The sequence below is a fragment of the Mycobacterium sp. TH-M82 genome, assembly GCF_057473605.1.
In genome coordinates this window covers 1-3,868 of record NZ_JBYCKY010000697.1, presented here as the reverse complement: position 1 = coordinate 3,868, position 3,868 = coordinate 1, and the positions used below count along the sequence as shown (strand labels likewise).

General features: G+C 67.6%; 5 protein-coding genes. 4 read left to right on the top strand and 1 reads right to left on the bottom strand.

Going from position 1 to position 3,868, the window contains the following annotated elements; all coding sequences use genetic code 11:
* The 4 genes from AC2VON_RS20470 to AC2VON_RS20455 all read left to right on the top strand — a co-directional run.
* On the top strand, nucleotides 1-512 hold a 512-nt coding region (locus AC2VON_RS20470; RefSeq protein WP_486954555.1), incomplete at its 5' end, for a flavodoxin family protein.
* A gap of 6 nt (nucleotides 513-518) precedes the next feature.
* Nucleotides 519-1,022, top strand: a complete 504-nt coding sequence (locus AC2VON_RS20465) for a DUF2505 domain-containing protein (RefSeq protein ID WP_486954554.1) — start codon at nucleotides 519-521, stop codon at nucleotides 1,020-1,022.
* Nucleotides 1,015-1,734 carry a nitroreductase family protein gene (locus AC2VON_RS20460; protein WP_486954553.1) on the top strand — a complete coding sequence of 240 codons (720 nt, stop codon included), beginning with the start codon at nucleotides 1,015-1,017 and terminating at the stop codon, nucleotides 1,732-1,734. The genes AC2VON_RS20465 and AC2VON_RS20460 overlap by 8 nt, the downstream gene beginning before the upstream one ends.
* 108 nt (nucleotides 1,735-1,842) lie before the next feature.
* Complete coding sequence (locus AC2VON_RS20455) at nucleotides 1,843-3,132, top strand: hypothetical protein (protein ID WP_486954552.1); 1,290 nt, start codon at nucleotides 1,843-1,845, stop codon at nucleotides 3,130-3,132.
* 44 nt (nucleotides 3,133-3,176) lie between these two features.
* Here the strand turns inward: AC2VON_RS20455 and AC2VON_RS20450 are convergent.
* A partial coding sequence (locus tag AC2VON_RS20450) for a phthiotriol/phenolphthiotriol dimycocerosates methyltransferase (RefSeq protein WP_486954551.1) occupies nucleotides 3,177-3,868 on the bottom strand: 692 nt, incomplete at its 5' end.

Sequence of the window (3,868 nt, the reverse complement as noted above, 5' to 3'; positions counted from 1 at the left end):
ACGCCGAGCGGTTCGCCCGCTTCCCGATGAAGCGGGTCTGGCCCGACATGCTCAGCGTGCTGGGCGCCCAGAAGCGCGGCGCCACCGGGGCCATCGGTACCCCGGACGCGGTGCGAAACGGCGACTACGACCTGATCTGTATCGGCTCGCCGACCTGGTGGCAGACCGTGAGCATGCCGATGCGGTCCTTTTTGGCCTCGGACGAGGCGGGAAACCTGCTGGCCGGCAAGCCGTTCGCGGTGTTCGTCGTGTGCCGGCAGTACTGGCGGGACAATGTGGCGGCGGTGCGTGCGCTCGCCGAACAGCAGGGCGGTGGATACGCCGGCGAGATCCACTTCACCTATCCCGGCGACACACTGCGCTCGATGCTGTCGCTGACCAGCTACCTGGGCAGCGGGCAGTACCGAGAGAGGTATCTGGGCGTGCGCATTCCGCCCACCAACGTCTCAGCCGAGCAGCTGCAGCAGACGCAGGTGTTCGCTGCCGATCTCGCGGACCGGCTGTTCGGGTAGCTGCTGATGCCGCGTTCGTTCGATGTGTCGTTCACCTCGCCCGCTAGTGTCGAACAGCTCTTTTCGGCGTTCGGTGACGAAGCCTATTGGCTGGCCCGGTTCGCGGCCTTCGGCGGCAACAAAACACTGGACTCGTTGGTCGTCGGCCCGGACCGCGCGGTGACGGTGGTGGTCACCGAGGACCTGCGCCGTGGCCTGCTGCCCGGGATAATCGCCAAACTGTATCGCGGTGATCTGAGCGTTGTGAGCACCGAGATGTGGCGTCCGGCCGGTGACGGCCGGATGAGCGGAGAGATCAGCGTCGCGGTGGTCGGCGCACCCGGCTCCGGCCGCGGGGTGGCCGTGCTGGCCCCGTGCGGGACTGGCTCGCGGCTGGATTTCACCGCCACGGTCGAGTTCGATGTCCCGCTGGTCGGCGGGAAGATCGAGAGCCTGGTCGCCCGCCAGTTCACCGACGGGATCGGCGAGGTCCAGTGCTTCACCACGGCCTGGGTCGGTGAGCATGGCTGACACCGCGGACTCCGTGGATCCCGCGCCGACGGCCGCCGAGGCGCTGACGCGGCTGGACATGCCGCTGGCCGAGGCGATGATGACCCAGCGCGCGGTGCGGCGGGTGCTTCCCGGCCCGGTCGACGACGCCGTGGTGCTCAAGTGCATCGAGCTGGCGCTTCGGGCACCGACCGGCAACGACGCGCAGAACTGGGAGTTCATCGTCGTCAAGGACCGCCGCGTCAAGGAGAAGCTGGCCCGGCGTTACCGCCAGGCCTGGCGGATTCAACGCGGCGTGGTGCTGCGGCGCGCCGTGGCCCGCGACGAGTCGATGGCCAGGATCGCGCGGGCGATCCAGTGGCAGGTCGACCACTTCACCGAGATCCCGGTGCTGGTGGTGGCCTGCCTGCGGCTGGGCGCCCGCAAGGGGCGGCTGCCGTTGGTGCGGATGCCTCACGTGGCCGAATCGGGGTACTGGGGGTCGATCTATCCCAGCGTGCAGAACCTGCTGCTGGCCGCGCGCGCTGTGGGCCTGGGTGCCTCGCTGATCACCCTGCCGCTGTGGAGTGTGGCGTCGGCCCGCCGGACGCTTGACCTGCCGCACGCGGTGACGCCGTGCTGCATCGTGCCGCTGGGCTGGCCGCGCGGGCGGTACGGGCCGACCACCCGCACGCCGGTCGAGCAGGTGACGCACCTGGACGCTTACGGCCACCGTCCCTGGTTACCAGGCTGACCAGCGGATCTGCCTGCGGGATCCCTCCGGCGACGCCCGATCTGGTAGGTTCAGGTTTCACCGGATCCCTAGTTTCCACTTCGGTAAAATTCAGCACAGTTAGGTCCGTTGACCAGGAGGGACGTCATGGGGGCGAGCGGGCGTTCTTACGCGAGCGTGGGTGCGGCCCTGGCGCTGGCCGGCGCCGTCGCCGTCGCGCCGATCGCCCCGCAGGCGCCCGAGATTCCCATCGTCGGATCGGCACTGCAGCTGGCCGCCGGGGAGTCGATTCTCAACATCCCGGTCAACCTGCTGTTCGACCTGATCAGCGTGCCGGCCGACGAGCTCAACGGCCTGCAGATATTCGCCGATTCGGGGTTCTTCTCCGGGAGCTGGATGGTCCCGAGCGCGACGAACCTGTGGGGAAGCGACCCCGGCGACATCGGGCACTACTACGCGCTGGCCAACATGCTGGTGCCGTTCCCGGTGCTGGCCGACGGTATCGCCGCCCAGTTCGCGGGTTACGCGGAGGCCGAGTTCCCGGTCAGCCCATGGTGTGACGCCCAGAGCTGCCTGCCCATCTTCCCGGCCAGCCCCATCACCGGCATCACCCCGATCGACCAGCTCATCTGGGGTGGGTTGATCGTGACCGGCCTGACGAAGTTTCCGCTCACGGACAACTGGTTTCAGGTGCCGATTTCGCAGCTGCTGAGCGGATACACGTTCACCGCCGCAGACGACCCCGGCTACTACGATCCCAGCGGCCCGGCGTACGCCAATGCCGCATGGCCAACCCCAGAAATCCCGGCGGGAGTCCCGCCGGGCCCGTTCGCGCCGACGACGACGGTCACCCTCCCCGATGGACAGACCGCATACGAGATGCCTTGGGCCAACACCACATTCACGCTGGACCCGACCAAGCCATTGACGGACTTCCTCAACAGCTTGGTGGCGGCACCGTCGTCGAACTCACTCCAGCTCGTCGACCCGCTCGCCGTGATCCAGACGATTCAATCATTGCTCGCGTCGCTGGTCATCGACTTCGACCCGTTTACTCCGGGAACTCTGCTCTGCCCTTTGGGGTGCAATCTGCCTGAACCGCTGACCATTCCCGGGATCGTGAGCCTCATCGGCAGCCTGCCAGCGGGAAACCCGCAGATCGACGCGTGGCTTGCCGCGTGGCAGACACACGGCACCGCCCACCCCGACGTCAACTGGGCTACGCCGGAGCAGATCGGACTCGAACAGGGCTACCTGTCCTACCTGTTCAATCTCGATCTCACCGATGCGAACAACCCGGGGTGGCCGCCATTCGGCTCGATGCCCGCTACACCTCCCGCGGTGGATGCCGCCGCGGCAGCCGGTACGGCGTCGGCGGACCTGTCGGCGCTGTGGGCGGATCTGGTGGGCTCGCTGTAATCGGTGCCCCGTCAATCCCACCTCAATCCCAGGTCAATCCCAGGTCAATCCCGTGTGAAGCAATACGCCCGGTAGCTGAACTCCCCGCTGTGCAGTGCGCCGTTGAACGCCCAGTCGGTCATGTCGCTGGCATAGCGGGTCAACCGGCGCGGAATCGCCCCCGGGTGCCGGCTGATCAGGTCGTGCTTGCGCGCCGAATTCTGCTCATTGCCCCGAAGTACCTGCGCACCGATGTCCGCGCGGGAAAGTAGGCGCATCGGGGCGTCCGCCAGCACCGCGTCCCACTCGGCGAGCGTGCGACGGCGGCGGAAATCCGCGTACAGGAAATGGCCTCCCGGGCGCAGCACCCGGGTCACCTCTGCGAGGAAGCGCGGAAAGTGCGGATACAGGTGCGAGGCTTCGACGTTGAGCACCGCATCGAATGACCGATCGGCGAAGGGCAGGCTCTCGGCGTTGCCGTGCACGAAATCCAGGCCGGCCAGGTGGTGCCTGGTCCGGCAGAACTCGATGCCCGCCGGGTTCAAGTCCAGTCCCGTGTAGGAGGCGGGGTTCAGCGTTCGCATCAGATACGACGCGCCGCCGCCGTGACCGCAGCTGACCTCCAGCACCCGTCTGCCCCTCAGGTCCACCTGGGCAGCCGTGCGGTGGTAGAGCTGGATGAAGAACCGGTGCGGCTCGTCGGATGCCGCCAGCGGCAGGCCCATCGGCGGATGCTCCTCGTAGCCGTAGTTGAAGA